Source organism: Sphingomonas sp. (assembly GCF_036269755.1).
Lineage (GTDB): Bacteria > Pseudomonadota > Alphaproteobacteria > Sphingomonadales > Sphingomonadaceae > Sphingomonas.
In genome coordinates this window covers 77,556-93,271 of the sequence record NZ_DATBDV010000020.1, presented here as the reverse complement: position 1 = coordinate 93,271, position 15,716 = coordinate 77,556, and the positions used below count along the sequence as shown (strand labels likewise).

The 15,716-nt window shown below is 68.0% G+C and carries 5 protein-coding genes and 1 tRNA gene; 2 read left to right on the top strand and 4 right to left on the bottom strand.

The window, feature by feature from the left end:
- Positions 1-44: 44 nt before the first annotated feature.
- The 3 genes from pbpC to VH326_RS13225 all read right to left on the bottom strand — a co-directional run bounded on the left by pbpC (position 45) and on the right by VH326_RS13225 (position 8,383).
- Positions 45-2,267, bottom strand: a complete 2,223-nt coding sequence (gene pbpC, locus VH326_RS13235; protein ID WP_329632306.1) for a penicillin-binding protein 1C — start codon at positions 2,265-2,267, stop codon at positions 45-47.
- 137 nt (positions 2,268-2,404) lie between these two features.
- Positions 2,405-8,215, bottom strand: a complete 5,811-nt coding sequence (locus VH326_RS13230; RefSeq protein WP_329632305.1) for an alpha-2-macroglobulin family protein — start codon at positions 8,213-8,215, stop codon at positions 2,405-2,407.
- A 92-nt stretch (positions 8,216-8,307) separates the two neighbouring features.
- Positions 8,308-8,383 (bottom strand) — tRNA-Thr (locus VH326_RS13225).
- Positions 8,384-8,558: 175 nt separating this feature from the next.
- Here VH326_RS13225 and VH326_RS13220 point away from each other — a divergent pair.
- Both VH326_RS13220 and VH326_RS13215 read left to right on the top strand, forming a co-directional pair.
- The gene (locus VH326_RS13220; protein ID WP_329632304.1) at positions 8,559-9,809 is read left to right on the top strand and encodes a hypothetical protein; all 1,251 of its coding nucleotides are present in this window, start codon (positions 8,559-8,561) and stop codon (positions 9,807-9,809) included.
- 68 nt (positions 9,810-9,877) lie between these two features.
- Positions 9,878-14,485 (top strand): NAD-glutamate dehydrogenase, encoded by a 4,608-nt coding sequence (locus VH326_RS13215; protein ID WP_329632303.1) that lies wholly within the window; start codon positions 9,878-9,880, stop codon positions 14,483-14,485.
- Between the two features lie 102 nt (positions 14,486-14,587).
- On the opposite strand, the gene VH326_RS13210 is transcribed toward VH326_RS13215, so the two are convergent.
- Complete coding sequence (locus tag VH326_RS13210; RefSeq protein WP_329632302.1) at positions 14,588-15,679, bottom strand: PepSY-associated TM helix domain-containing protein; 1,092 nt, start codon at positions 15,677-15,679, stop codon at positions 14,588-14,590.
- Positions 15,680-15,716: the final 37 nt, after the last annotated feature.

The following is a 15,716-nucleotide window of genomic DNA, read 5'->3' as shown; positions in this document are numbered from 1 at the left end:
CCTCTGGCCCGTGGTACCGCTTCACAGACTTGACGGGGCTGGGCTCACCGCATCGTGAACACGACCTGGTCGACCACCTTGCCCGACAGATCGAGCAGCGCCAGCCGGTGCCGTCCGGGACCGGGCAGGATCAACGGCGCGGTGCTGGCGTCGCCGAGGTCGCGCTGGTCGAGCAGCAGCCGGTGAGTCGCCGCGTCGCCGGTCACGGCGAGGGCGAGCCGCTGGCGGTCCATCGGGATGTCCGGGTCGATCGCATAGACGCTGCCCGAGACGGGGTTGGTGATGCGCGGGCGGCGCGATTCGGGCGGCGCGGCGGCGATCAGGCTCATGCCGGTGCCCTTGAGAAAATATTCGCGGCGCGGCTGTTCGATATTGCCGGCGAACGCGATCGCGCGCGGCTCGACCCCAGCGGGCATCGGCGGGGCTCGGCTCGGGCGGTCGGCGTGGAGCGCGAGCATGACGTCGCGCCACACCGGGGCCGCGCCACTGACGCCCGACACGACGCGCATCGGGTCGCCCTCCATGTTCCCGACCCACACCGCGACGGTGTAGCGGTCGGAGAAGCCGACGCACCAATTGTCGCGCATCGCCTTCGACGTGCCGGTCTTGACCGCCGCCCAGAACGGCAGGCGCAATGAGGAATCGAGCCCGAAGGTGACGGCGCGCGCGTTGGGATCGGCCATCATATCGGCGACGATCCACGCGGCTTGCGCGCTGACGATCGCGCGAGGTTGCGTAGCGGGGTCGTTGGCGACGAAGCGCAACGGGCTCCAGCGCCCCCCGTTGGCGAGGCTGCGATAGGCGTCGGCCTGTTGCAGCAAGGTCACCTCGGCCGACCCCAGCGCGAGGCTGTAGCCGTAATAGTCGCCGTCCTCGACCAGCCCCGTATATCCAGTGTCCCATAGCCGGTCGCGGAACGCATCGACCCCGACCAGCAGCAAGGTGCGCACCGCCGGCACGTTGAGCGACCCCGCCAGCGCCGAGCGCACCGACACCTGCCCCTTGAACCCCTTGTCGTAATTCTGCGGGACATAGAGTCCCGACGCGGTGTCGAGCTGGACCGGCGAATCGTCGAGGATCGAGGCGGGGGTCAGATACCCCTTCTCGATCGCCTGCGCGTATAGGAACGGCTTGAGCGTCGAGCCGGCCTGGCGCGGCGAATCGGCCGCATCGACATCGGGCGCGGTCGAGTTGCCGCCGATGCCGCCGACATAAGCGAGCACGTCGCCCGACGCATTGTCGAGCACCACCACCGCGCCATCGCGCGCGCGGCTGCTCCCGAGCCCTTCGAGCTCGCGCTTGAGCGCGCCGATCGCGATTCGCTGGATGTCGGCGTCGAGCGTGGTGGTGATCTTGAGTCCGGGCTTGGTGAGCAGCTTGGCGGCGAGGTGCGGCGCGAGGCCGGGGTCCAGCGCGAGGCTGCGCGCCGGGCCGAGCATCGAATAGGCAGCGGCTTCGAACCGCGTGCAGTCGCGCTCACCGGCAAGGCCGCAGGCGCGACGCGCGACCGTCGCCGGGGTCGCCTGCGGGTTCGGAAGCAACGCCGTCAGCAGCAACGCATCGTCGCGGCTCAACGCATCGGGGGTCTTGCCGAACAGCCCGAGCGCGGCAGCGCCGATTCCTTGCGCTTCTCCGCGGAATCCGGCGAGGTTTAGATAGGCTTCGAGGATCTGGTCCTTCGACCACGCGCCGTCGAGCGCCGTCGCCGCACGCATCTGGCGCAACTTGTCGAGCCAGCCGCGCGCCCCGGGCCGGGCGAGTTCGGGCGACAGGAACCCGGCGACTTGCATCGACAGCGTCGAGGCACCGCGCGACGGCTTGCGCTCGATGCGGTCGCGCAGCGCCGCGAAGCTTGCGAGCCAATCAACCCCGCCATGCGCGTAGAAGCGGTGATCCTCGGCGGCGACCACCGCTTCGGTGACCGGCCTGGCGACGCGGTCGAGCGGCGTCCAGGCGAGGCGGCGGCGCTGGTAATCGACGCGCGACGAATCGATCAGCACGCCGTTGCGATCGTACAGCCACGCCTCGGACGGCTGCCACGCGGCGCGTACCGCGGCGTAGTCGGGGATCGGCGGCGGCAGCGTCAGGATGTCGAGGAGGAGGACCGCGCCGAATAGCGTCCCCAGCCCGGTCAAGGTCCATTGCTTGCGCGTGCGAGGGCGGCGCCGGAGCAGCCAAACCCCGGCGTCGGCGATGACGTCGTCGACCCGCGCCTCGACACGCCGTGCCCAACGCCATGCAGTACGGATGCCCGCCGCGCCGTTCATCTTCACACCTCCCCGGCGAAGGCCGGGACCCAGATGGGGGACAATGATGACGACGCGGTTCGCACTGTTACTCTACTCATCCCAACTGGGCCCCGGCCTTCGCCGGGGAGGCGTTATTATCTAGCGTAGCTTGCCCCTCACCTGTCCCGGATCGTGAACGGCACGTTCGGCACCTGCGCGTTGATCGAGGGCGAGTACATCGCCTCGACCCGGCTCGACGGCAGGTTGTAAACCCCCGGCGCGTTCAATCGCATCACGTACGCGATCGTGAACGTCCCGCGCGGCACCCAACCGAAGAAGCCGCGCCACGAATCGTTGCGCCGCTCGATGTACGACGGCTGCACGCCGACCTGGACATCCCACAATTTGCCGTCGCCATCCACCGCCTGAAAATTGCTCCCGCCACCGCCATTCTCCTGGGAGGCAAGCAGTTGCGACTGGTTGGCGAAATTGCCGATGATCGTCGCGCCCGCCGGGATCGGATCGTTGATCACCACCCAGTTGCGCTCGGCGGTGGCATCGACGCTGATCACCACACGCACCACGTCGCCGCGAGTCCATTGCCCCTTCACGCGCTGGCTGACCGGCTCGATCTTCCTGGTCAGGCGGTACCCCGCGAACAAGGCCTGTTTGAGCGGCACCGCGGCCGAGACCTGCACCGTCGCCCACGGCCCTACCCCGCCCGACTGGCGCAGCATCAGCGGCACTTGCGCCGAGGGCAGCGGGAAGCTGACGGTGCGCTGATCGCCCGCCAGCGGCCATACCCGGCTGATCGACTGCGTGCCGAGCGACATCGTCGTCGTCCCCATGATCGCGCTGGCCGGATAGAGCCCACCGAACTTCTTCGCCGCGATCGTGCCCCAGGCATTGGCCGTGGTCGTGTCCCACCGCCCGTGCGCCTGACGCAGCGCGACGCCGACCATCATCTTGGCCGATTCGTCGTTCCAGCCGGGGCGCCCGAGCGTCGCGATCACTGCCTTGATCGCGCCTTCGTCGGCCGACGACATCAGCCACCATGGCGACCTGTCCTGATCCGACAGATCGAGCCGCGTGCCCTCATAGACCAGCCGCGTCCTCAGCACCGCTTCGACCTTGGCCTTGAGCGCGTTGGCGTTGGCGAGCCCCGGCACCTTGTCGAGCGCCACCAGGTAATCGGCGAGGTTCGAGGTCGGCATCTCCATCGGCGTGATGCTGATCTGGCCAAGCATCGCCGGGGTCGCGGCACCCGCGCGCGCAATCGCGTTGAACGACGCCAGCCGCATCAGCCGGACGTCGCCATAATCCTCGTGCCGCAAGCGACCGTCGAGCACGGCCTTGAGCCCCTCGACCATCCTGGTCTTGGCGGCATCGGGGATCGGCAGCCCGGCATCGGCGGTGATCGACAGCACGTACGCCGTCAGCGCTTCCGACCCCGGCAGCTTCGCATCGGGCCAATAGCGCAGCAGCCCGTCATCGGCCTGATAGGTCGGCAGGTCGCCGACCAAAGATTGCCACCCAGCCATGTCGCCCAGCGCAACCGCGCGGCTCAGCCGCTGTTCGAAGCAATCATAGGGATAGAACGCCATGAAGCGCCTGACGCCAGCGAGCGGCGGCGCGAGCGTGTCCATCAACTGGACATCGACCACGCCGCGCCCCGGCAGCGCGCCCGCCGGCGGCGCGATCGGGATCGATCCGTCATTGCCGATCCGGGTCAGCGTCGCGGCCCAGACGTCGACCGGATACGTATCGATCACGTCCTGCGTCGTCGTCACGCGGTCGACCGCCTTGCCGTCCGACGACTTGGCGCTGACGGTCCATTTGAGCTGGCCGGCACCGGCCGGCGCGGTCAGGTTCCACGCGATCGGCGCGGCGCCTCCGGCGGGGATCGTCACCGTCAGCGGCTTGCCGACCGCGACGCGCGGTTCGAGGTCGACGGTCGCGGTGACCGTCATCGGCTTGTCCGACCCGTTCCTCAGCGTGAACCCGGCGGCGTACTGGTCACCGGTGCGCACAAGCTGCGGAATCCCCGCATAGACGCTCAGATCCTGCGCGGTGCGGATGTCGGTGCTGCCGGTGCCGAACAGTTGCGCACCGTCGGTCGCGATCGCCACCAGCTTGAAGCTCGACAGCGCGTCGTTGAGCGGGACGTGGACCGCGGCATGACCATTGGCGTCGAGCGGCACGTTGCCCTGCCACAGCAACACCGGCTGGAAGTTCTCACGGTTGAGCCCCGACAGATCGGCGCCGCCGCCGCCGCCGGCCTCCACCGCTTTCTTGCCGTAATGGCGCTTGCCGACCACTTGAGTCTGCGCGGTCGAGGTGACGACCGACAGCGGGCGGTCGCCCATCATTGCGGTCAGCACGTCCCAGCTGTCGTTGGGCGCGAGCTGGAGCAACGCCTGGTCGACCGCGACGAACGCGACATTGGCGCTGGCCGCGGGCTTCCCGTCCGGGGTTTTGACGGTGATGTCGGCGGTCGCGGTGCCACGCGCGGCATAGCGTTCGCGGTCGGCCTTGACCGCGACTTCGAGTTGGTGCCCTTCCCACCCGACCTTCACCTTGGCGATGCCGAGCCGATAGCTCGGCTTGGCGAGGTCGACCAACGCGCTCGGTTCCTGCGCTTCGGGCGAGCCGCTCGACAGGCCAAGCGCGTGACCGATGCTTTGCAGCCAGGTCCAGGCGCCCGATTGAACTCGCCCGCGCACCGCCATCACCGAGACATAGACGTCGGGCGCATAGCTCCCCGGCATCGCCACCTCGACCACCGGGTTCGATCCCGACAGCCTGGTGACGAAGCTCGACAGCACGCCCTCGCGCTCGACCGTGACCAAAGCCTCGGCCTCGCGGAACGGCATGCGGACCTGAAAGCGCGCGGTCTCCCCGGCTTTATATGCCTGTTTTTCGGGGACGACGTCCATGCGGTCGCCATTGTCGCCGCCGAACCACCATTCGTCGTCGCCGGCGAGCCACACCGATCGCACCGCGCGCGACACGTTGCCGTTGGCGTCGGTGGTCGTGGCGACGATGTACACTTCGCCCGACACGCCGGGGTCGATGCTGCACTTAGCCAGCCCGAGCTCGTCGGTGGTCGCCGAGCAGGTGCCCGCGATCCGCTGAGTCTTCATCTGGTTGTCGTACGCGTAGAACCCGCCGATCAGCCGCCGCCGCGCGGTCAGCACCTGGCGGCTGTAGAGCGCGACCTGGACGTTCTGACCCTTCATCGGCTTGCCGTCGGTGTCGAGCGCGACGAAGTTGAGCCGCAGATCGTCCTGCTTCATCAGCCAGCCGTCGGTCTTGACCCCGAGCTGGACCGCCGAGGGAAAGATCGGAATCCGCTTCGACGCGGTCAGCGTCTCGCCATTGGCGTCCTGATAATCCATCTCGACCAGCATATCGGTCGGGCTGTCGAGCACCGGCACGTCGACCGACGTTCGCGTGGTGCCGTCGGCGCCGAGCGTCGCGGGCAGCGTCTGGGTCGGCGGCAGCGGTGTCTCTTCCTCGTCGCCGTCGCCGTTAAGCGGCTTCGTACCCTCCTTCACCTCGTCGCCGCCGAACGTGAAGCCGTCATAGCCGTCGGGGGTCGAGGATCGCCCGAAATAGCCGACGCGCATCTCGACCGGCAGGTTCGACGCGCCGCCGCCCGACAGGTACCCAACGAAAAGATCGAGCGGCAGCGACTTGGGGCGGATCGCGGCGTCCTTCGGCCCCGTCACCGTCGCGCGCATCGTCGGCAATTTGTATTCGTCGACCTTGAACGACTGGTTGGTGTAGATGGTGCTGTCGCCGTCGATCACCTGAACGTCGTAGTCGCCCATTGGTGCGCCCTTGGGTGCGGTCCATTCGGTCTCGCCGATGCCGTTGGCATCGACCGTCAGCGGCAAGTCGAATTGCGCGTCCGACCCGCGATGCGACAGCCGGAGCGTTCCCGTGAAGCCCGGCCCGACCGAGAAGCCGGCGCCCTGCGGCTGGCGGACGATGTGCTTCATGTGGATCGTCTCGCCCTGACGGACGAGCGCGCGGTCGAACACCGTGTGGAACACCTCGCCCGACTTCGAATAGCCGTACGGCAGGTCGAAATCGTACGGCCGGATGCCCTCGCCCCAACCGCTCAAGGCGAAGCTGTAATCGTCGCCGGCGCGCGCGGAAATCATCAGCGGGCGATCGGTCGAGCCCGAGTAGCACGATCCGCCATAGGCCGACGGCTCGGGCAGGCCTTCGGGAATGAACACCGCGCCCGACCGGTCGGTGGTGCCATTCGCCAGCACTTCGCCCGAGCAGCTGTCGGTCACGCTCACCGCGGCGTTGGCCACCGGTAACCCGCTGTCGAGGCTGGTCACCCAGGCAAGGCTCTTTTCCCGCCCCCATTTGAAATGCACCGCCATGTTGGTGACGAGCGCGGCGGTGGCGACGTAGCGCGGTGCGTTACGGCCGAGCAGCGCGCGGCCGAGCGTCGGGCTGGCGAGCTCGACGACGTAGAAGCCGGGCTTCGACAGCGGGATGCCGACGACTTCGAAATCCTTGCCCTTGCCCGGCAGCCCGATCTTCATCGCCGACCCGGCATCGGCGCCGGTCAGGATCGGCGTGGCGCCGGTTTTCTGGATGTGGCCGACGACCTCGTCGCCCTTCTTGATGTCCTCTACGTTGTAATCATCGGCGCTGCTGACGGTGCGCAGCCATTGGGCGATCTTGCCGTCCGACCCGTCGACGCGAAGCGATTGCCCGGCGACCGCGAGGTTCTGCCCCTGCAGCGCCGGCTCGACGTTGCGCACCGTGACCGGCAACACGCCGCCTTCCTTGAGCTCGAGGATGCCGAACGAAGCCGCGAACTTGACCAACGGCGGTGCTGCGTCGATCCGGATATCGAGCGGAAAGCGTTCGGCATTGGTCAGCGGACGCCCGCTCTCATCCTTGACCCCGGCCGGAATGCTGACCTTCGCGGTGGTAGAATAAGGCATCGGCCCGGCAAAGGTGACGTCGCTGATCGTCGCCGACTTCATCTCGTCCTTGCTGAAGACCGGCTTGATTTCGGTGCCGTCGGCGGTGGTGATCCGCATTTGCTGCGCGTCGCTCATCGCGATCGGGGCGGTGAAGCGAAGATACGCCTTCTCGACCGGATCGCAGCCCGCCTGCGCGTTAGTGCGGCCGCATTCGAACTTCGCCGCGAAGGGCTTGCGCACGGTATAGTCGAAGCGCTGGTCGGTACCCGCGGGCTTGCCGTTTGCGCTGGCGATCTTGCCCGACCAGACGAGCGCCATGTCGTGCCCCGGCGGCAGCGGGCGCCGGCATTTGAGCGCGGTGACGCTCGCCAGCATCTTCTGCCGGTCGGTCAGGCTCGCCGGAATGTCGGCCGGCATTCCGCCTTCGGACAGGAAGCTCTGGACATTGTAATCGCTGGTGCCGAGATCCCCCAGGATCTTGGCGGCAGTGTCGGGCGCGAGCACGTCGACCGGGATCTTCTCGCCCAGCCCCTCGACCGAGCAATAGGCATTGGCCGCCACCGATTGCGGCGTCGCGGGCAGATTGGCGGCGACGAGGAAGACCTGATCCTCCTCGATCTCGTCGCTATTCTCGCCCGGCAGGATCGCGCGCGCCATCGGCCCGCCCGAATCGACCGTGAACACCTGCTCGCCGGCGAGCGCATAGCCCGACACGCTCTTCACGCCCGTCCGCGTGGTGAAGGTGCACTTGATGCCGCCGGGCAAGGGCTTGGCGAATTCGTAGACGAAGGTCTGCTGATCGGCCCAGCGCCCGGTGCCCTCCACCGGGCATTCGACGAGGAACGGGCTCGCCGCGCGCGGATCGCCGAGCGCCACCATCGCCTGGTCGAACCGCACCGTAAAGCGCTCGATCGATCCGTCGCCGATCCCCGGAGTGGCAACCACGACGTGCGGACTATTGTCGCCGAATGCCGCGATCGGCGCGAACGCCAGCGCCAGCGCCAGCAACGCGACACGGACCGCGAGCTTCATACCATCCCCTCCACCAGCACGACGAGCAGATCGATACGCTATCGCAACCCTCAACAGAGTCCAGCGCGATTCCGAGCGGAACGATTGGGGGATGGTGCCGCCTACAGGACTCGAACCTGTGACCCCCGCATTACGAATGCGATGCTCTACCAGCTGAGCTAAGGCGGCCGGCGCGCGCCCGTTGGGCACGGCAAGGCGGCGGCGATTAACAGGTCTCCTTTGGGCTGACAAGCGGGCGCCCGCGCTCGTTCGGCATCGCCGAAATCCGGTTTACGCAACCTTTACCACGCCCGGCGCACAACGTCCGGACGAATGGGCAGTTTTGGGCCCTTGGGGACGATGAATGGACACGCAGCGCGGCTTCGATGAGGACAGGGACGATGTCGAGGCGCTGACCGACAGCGGCGTCACCGAGCCGCAAGTCGACGAGCCCGCGCCCGCCGAGATCGGCACCGACGAGCGCCGCATGCACGTCCGTGCGTACAACCATTGGGTGTCGCTGCTGCGCGGCCGCGCCTATCCGTCGATCGAGGATCTCGACCCCGCCAACATCGCCGATTTCGGCCCGCATTCGGTGCTGCTCGACTTCACCCAAGGGGTCGATGATCCGCGCATTGCGTTCCTCGGCACCGCGCTGCGCGAAGAAACCGGGCACGACAAGTCGATCACCCACATCTCGCAAGTGCCGAGCCGGTCCTTGCTGTCGCGGCTGACCGACCATTATCTCCAGATCATCGCCAACCGCGCGCCGATCGGCTTCGAAGCCGAGTTCATGGGGCTGCGCGGGCACAACACGATGTATCGCGGGATCTTGATGCCATTCTCGTCGAACGACGACGCGATCGACTTCATCTACGGCGTGATCAACTGGAAGGAACTGGTCGACGCCGACACCCAGGCGAGCCTGACCGCGGAAGTCGATGCCGCGCTGCGCAGCGCGCCCAAGCCGGCGGCCACCACCCCGATCTGGGCCGATGGTCCGGTCGCGGAAAGCGCGCCCGAGGCCGAAGCCGACGATCTCGCCGGCAAGCTTCACCAGGCGCGCGCGACCGCGCACGCCGCGACCGCCGCCGACACGCGCAGCCGCGCCGCGCTCTATCGCGCGCTCGGCCGCGCGCACGATTTCGGGCTCGCCGCCGATGCGGACCGCGAAAGCTATCAGGAGCTGCTCGCCGACAGCAATGTAACGGTGCAGGAGCGCGCGCCGATGACCGCGGTCGCCAAGCTCGTGTTCGGCGCCGATTACGACAAGGCGCGGCTGACCGAGTTCGCGGCGGTGCTCGCGCATGCCCGCCGCCACGCCATCCCTGCGGGGCAGCTCACGCAAGTCCTCGAGACCGTCGAAGGCGGGATCAAGGCCGTGGTCGCCGCCGAACGATCGGCACGTAACCCGGCCAAGGCCGAAGCGCGCGATCCGCTCGCCGACATCGCCGAGCGCCTGGTGCTCGCCAGCGTCGAGTTCGCGACCGGGCTGGAGCCGGGCGAGCTCGTCGTGCTGCTCGGTCGCGCGACCGGCGACGGCACGCTCGACATCGTCGCGTCGGTCGCCAACGACCCCGCGCTGGCCGCACGCACGCTCAAAGCCGCGATGTAAGCCAGCCAATTCGGTAACACCTGAAACAACCTTGAGCCTTTGGCATGGCGGGAGCATAGGGCTGCGCCATGGCCAAGACTTCGTTGAAATCGCTGTCGGACGCGCTAGCGGACCGGCTGATCAAAGGCGCGCTTCCGGGCGAATTGCATGGGTTCGGCAAGGCCGAGCGCGCCGAGGCAGCGAACTTCGTCGCGACCGCCGCCTATAACCGGCCGCCCGGCGCGCCGACGATCGTGATCGAGCCGATCGCGGCCAACGACCCCAATCGCCGCATGCGCGTCGCGATCGTCAACGACGACATGCCGTTCCTGGTCGATTCGATCGCGGCGACGATCACCGCGCACGACATCGCGGTCGATCGCATCATCCATCCGGTGATCCCGGTCAGCCGCGAACCGTCGGGCGGATTGATGGCGGTGGGCGACGGCAATCCCGAATCGATGATCTATATCGAGATGGAGCGCGCCGACGCGCGCGAACGGCGTAGCCTGCTCGCCGCGCTCGAAGCGAACCTCAAGGACGTCCGTGCCGCGGTGGGCGACTGGGTGGCGCTGCAACAAGCGATGAAGGCCGACGCGGCAGCGCTGACCGGTGAGGGCGCGGCGCTGCTCGACTGGTTTCTGGATCGCCATTTCACGTTGCTCGGCCACGCTTATTACGGGCGCGACGGCGGGGCCAAGACGCCGCTCGGGATCTGCCGCAACAGGCACGACTCGCCGATCCTCGCCGAAGCGTCGCGCGCGCTCGCGGTCAAATGGTTCGAGGAAGGCAACGAAGCTCCACTCCTGCTCAAGTCCAACTTCGTCTCGGGCGTCCATCGCCACATTCCGCTCGACCTGATCGCCGTTCCGGTCCGCGACGGGCGCAAGGTCTCGGGTCTGTCGATCCATGTGGGGCTGTGGACCTCGGCCGCGCTCAACACCCCGCCGGACGACGTTCCCCTGCTTCGCACCCGGCTTGCCGAGCTGCAGCAAAAGTTCGGGTTCGATCCCAAGGGGCATGCCGGCAAGGCGCTCGAACATGCGCTGACGACATTGCCGCACGACCTGTTGATCGCATTCGCGCCGCAAGCGCTCGAGGACGTCGCGCTGACCGCGATGAGCCTCGCCGACCGGCCGCGGCCCAAGCTCGTGCTGGCGAAGTCGCACCTCGGACGCCACCTGTTCGCGTTCGTCTGGCTGCCGCGTGACGAATTGACGACCGTGCGACGGCGAGCGATCGGCGACATGCTGAGCGAGGCCGCGGGCGGCGCGCTGCTCAATTGGGCGGTCGCGATGGACGATGTCGTCGCGCTGATTCGCTATACGATCGACTTGCGCGGCAAGAGCGAGATGCCCGACGAGGCGGCGCTCGACCAGCGGCTGGCGCGGATGATGCGCGGCTGGGCGCCGGGCGTCGAGGCGGCGCTGTCGGAGCTCGATCCGGGCCGCGCGACGCGGCTCACGCTGCGCTGGGCGAATTGCTTCCCGCAAAGCTATCGCACCGTCAACACCACCGACGAGGCAGCGCGCGACATCCTCGCGCTGGCGACGCTCGATGGCCCCGGTGATCGCGCCGCGCGGCTGTATCGCGACGACAAGGGCCAGGCGCGGCTCAACCTCTACCGCCTGGGCGGCGCGATCGCGCTTTCCGACGCGGTGCCGGTGCTCGAGAATTTCGGGTTCCGCGTGATCGAGGAAGTGCCGACCGCGCTGACCGACGACGGCCAAGGCTTCATCCACGAGTTCCTGATCGAAGCGGCGGGCGGCGCCGCCAACGTGTTCGACGGCGACACCAAGACGCTTGAGACAGCGATCGCGCAGGTCCTCGAAGGCACTGCGGAGAACGATGCGTTCAACCGTCTGATCGTCGACCTCAACATGGCGCCGACCTCCGCCGTGCTGTTCCGAGCATGGTTCCGGTATTTGCGCCAGGGCGGGCTGACTTACGGCCTGACCACGGTGGTCGACGCGCTGCGCCGCGCGCCGCACGTCACGCAGGCACTGATCGACCGGTTCTGCGCCGCGCACGCGCCGCACGGCACGCGTGGCGACGGCGTCGCGCTCGCGGAGAAGGCGATCGCCAAGGGCCTCGATCAAGTCTCGGCGATCGACGACGACCGCATCCTGCGCGCGATCAAGAGCGTGATCACGGCCACGTTGCGCACCAACGCCTTTACCCCGGCGGCCGACGAAGCGCTGGCATTCAAGCTCGACAGCCACAAGATACCGGGCCTCCCCGCGCCGCTGCCGTGGCGCGAGATCTGGGTCTACAGCCCGCGGGTCGAGGGCATTCACTTACGCGCCGGGCCGATCGCGCGCGGCGGCCTGCGCTGGTCCGACCGTCGCGACGACTTCCGCACCGAGATCCTCGGGCTGATGAAGGCGCAGCGAGTCAAGAACGCGGTGATCGTGCCGACCGGCGCCAAGGGCGGCTTCTATCCCAAGCAGCTCCCCTCGCCTGTCACCGACCGCGATGCCTGGCTGGCCGAAGGCACCGAGAGCTACCGCATCTTCATCCGCACGCTCCTGTCGATCACCGACAACATCGTCGAGGGGCGTGTCGTGCATCCCGAAGGCGTCGCCATCCACGACGCCGAAGACCCCTATTTCGTCGTCGCGGCCGACAAGGGCACCGCGACCTTTTCCGACGTCGCCAACGAGATCGCGGTGTCGCGCGGCTTCTGGCTCGGCGACGCGTTCGCGAGCGGCGGCAGCCAGGGCTACGACCACAAGGCGATGGGGATCACCGCCAAGGGCGCGTGGATCTCGGTCCAGCGCCACTTCGCGGAGCGCGGCGTGGACGTGCAGACCGAGACGATCCGGGTAGTGGGCTGCGGCGACATGTCGGGCGACGTGTTCGGCAACGGCATGCTGCTGAGCCAGACGCTCAAGGTCATCGCGGCGTTCGACCATCGCCACATCTTCCTCGATCCCGACCCCGACCCGGCGGCGAGTTGGGCCGAGCGTGCGCGAATGTTCGCGCTGCCGCGATCGAGCTGGGAAGACTATGATAAGGCGCTGATTTCGAAGGGCGGCGGGGTGTTTCCGCGCTCCGCCAAGACGATTGCGCTGACCAAGGAAGTCCGGGCGGCGCTCGACATCGCGGCCGACGAGCTCGAGCCCGCGGCATTGATCTCCGCGATCCTCAAGTCGCCCGCCGACCTGATCTGGTTCGGCGGCATCGGCACGTATGTGAAGGCGGCGAGCGAGAACCATGTCGAGGTGGGTGACCCCGCCAACGACCGGCTGCGCGTCAACGCCGAGGAATTGCGCGCGATCGCGATCGGCGAAGGCGCGAACCTTGGCGTCACGCAGGCAGGCCGTATCGCCTTCGCGAGCCGCGGCGGCCGGATCAACACCGACTTCATCGACAATTCGGCGGGCGTCGATTGTTCGGACAATGAGGTCAACATCAAGATCGCGCTCAATCGCGAGATGATCGAGGGCCGGCTGGCGTTCGCCGCGCGCAACACGTTGCTCGCGTCGATGACCGACGACGTCGCGCACCTCGTGCTCGAGGACAATCGCCTCCAGACGCTTGCCCTGTCGATCATGGAACAGGACGGCGCGCAGGCGCTGCCGAGCTATGTCCGGCTGATCGAGATTTTCGAAGCAAGCGGGCGGCTCGATCGCGCGGTCGAGGGGCTCGCCGACAACGGCACGCTGCTGCGCCGCGCGCCCGAAGGCCGCGGACTGACGCGGCCCGAGCTCGCAGTGCTGCTCGCGACCGCCAAGCTCGCGCTGCAGGATGCGATCGAGCGCGGTAACTTGGGGGCGGACGACGAGCTCAAGCCCGATCTCCACGCGGCCTTCCCCCAAAAGATGCGCAAGAAGTTTGCCGACGCGATCGACCAGCATCGCCTGCGCGGCGAAATCGTCGCTACCAAGCTCGCCAACCGGATCATCAACCGGTTGGGCGTGCTCCACCCGTTCGAGCTGGCCGAGGAGGAAGGCGCGGCGATGGCCGACATCGCGGCGATGTTCGTGGTGGTCGAGCGGCTGTTCGACCTCGAAAAATTGTGGGCCGAGATCGAGACGACGCCGATGCCCGAGGCGGGGCGCCTTGCCCTGTTCGACGAAGTCGCGGTCGCGGTGCGCAGCCAGATCGCCGACCTGCTGCGCGTGACGATGCCGGGAACCGGGCCGGGCGAGGCGCTCGCGCGGCTCGGCGGCGGTGTCGCCGCGCTCGACCGCAAGACCCGCGAGCTGCTGCTCGAGGAAGCGTCGAGCCAGAGCGCGCGCATCTCGGCCAACCTTCAAGTCGCGGGTGCCTCGGCGGCGTTGGCCAAAAAGGTCGTGCGATTGTTTGAGCTCGACGGCGCCGTCGGTTTGGCCGACCTTGGCGCGGAGCTCGGGCTGGATGAGACCGTGCTGACGCGCGCGTTCACGCATCTCGGCCAGGCGCTGGGGCTCGACTGGGCGCAAGCCAATGCCGCGCGGATCGTGTCGAGCGATCCGTGGGAACGGTTGCTGATCGCCGGCCTCGCGCGCGATTTCCAGCAATTGCGGCTCGAATTCCTCGAGCGGGCGGCAGGCAAGGACCCCGAAGCGGCGGTCGACGTCTGGCTGGGTACGAATGCCGGCCGGGTCGCGCAATTCAAGGGCGTGGTCGATCGCGCGCGCACGGCGGCGGCGCCCAATGCGGCGATGCTCGCACAGATTGCCGGGCAAGCGCGGGTGCTATTGGGGCGGTAGGGCACGGTTGGCACGCGCGTAGCGTAGCGGCGCGCGACACCGGCAAGACCGACCCGCGTCGCGTGGCGAGGTCCGACGACGCGGGTTCGCCGCGAGGCTTGCTCAGTCTGCCAGCTTGCGCTGCTTGTGGCCGTCCAGCTCCGCTCTCCACCTCCGCGTCCGCCACCACATCATCACCCCCGTCGCCGCCAGCCCGACCGGAAGCAGGCCGCCGAGAAAGATGACGATCTGCCAGACGATGCCCATGTCGGTGCCATCGTGGATTCGCCGCATCGACCGGGCAATGCCGGCCTGTCCGCGATCGACGTCCGCGACGATCGATCCGCGACCGCTGCTATCGTCCACGGCGACGGTCGCGGGCATTCCCTTGGGCGGTTTGATCGCGAACTGCCACGCCGCCCGGTAATCGTTCGGCCACGTAACCTGTGTGATCTGTCCCGGAATCACCGCCAGCGCACGCGCCTGCGCAACCGCCAGGGACGTGGCGGTCGCTGCGAGCGGCTGCGCCTTGTTCAAGGCGGCGCGCTCGGCGCTGAAGCCCATGGCTCGGCCGTTCTCCCGAACCAGCGGCCCGAAGAACGATGGGAAGCTGATCCAGGCGCCGGTCAGCGACAGCACGAACAGGGGCACCGCGATCCAGAACCCGAACAGATGATGGAGGTTGGTGTCGAGATTGCGATGCCGCCGCCAGCGCAGACCGCGCACCCAACTGCCCACCGCCGGCCACCAAAGCCGAATCCCGGTGAAGCACGAAACCAGCATCGCGACGCCGATCCAGCCGATGATCGAGCGGCCCCAGACGGGCACGAGCAACGTGCCGTGCAGCTGATGCACGACCATGATCAGCCCCGATCGGCTGTTCGACACGTCGAGCACCCGTCCGGTCGCGGGATCAAGATAGACGTTGGCCCGCGGCGAAGGCCCCTGCACGCTGGTCGGCTTCGCCCCGCTCGCGGCGACCGCGGGGTCGCCCGGCTCGGTCGGCATCTTGAGCGTGGCAAGACGATCGCCGGGACCAATCGCCGCTTGCGCGCTGGCGGCTAGCCGGTCGGGCGCGAGCATTGGTCCGGCGGTCGTCGCGTACCGTTGCGGATTGATCGCATGGTCCAACGCCTGATCCCACACCAAAGCCGCGCCAGTTACGCACAGCGGGATGATCAGGATCGCGAGCGCGAGCCCGATCCATTTATGCACTTGAAACCACGCTCTACGCAGGCCGGTCTTGGTCATT

Excerpts from the sequence above, each read along its gene's own strand:
- pbpC (WP_329632306.1), bottom strand. The coding sequence starts at position 2,267 with ATGAACGGCGCGGCGGGCATCCGTACTGCATGGCGTTGGGCACGGCGT.
- VH326_RS13230 (WP_329632305.1), bottom strand. The coding sequence starts at position 8,215 with ATGAAGCTCGCGGTCCGTGTCGCGTTGCTGGCGCTGGCGCTGGCGTTC.
- VH326_RS13220 (WP_329632304.1), top strand. The coding sequence starts at position 8,559 with ATGGACACGCAGCGCGGCTTCGATGAGGACAGGGACGATGTCGAGGCG.
- VH326_RS13215 (WP_329632303.1), top strand. The coding sequence starts at position 9,878 with ATGGCCAAGACTTCGTTGAAATCGCTGTCGGACGCGCTAGCGGACCGG.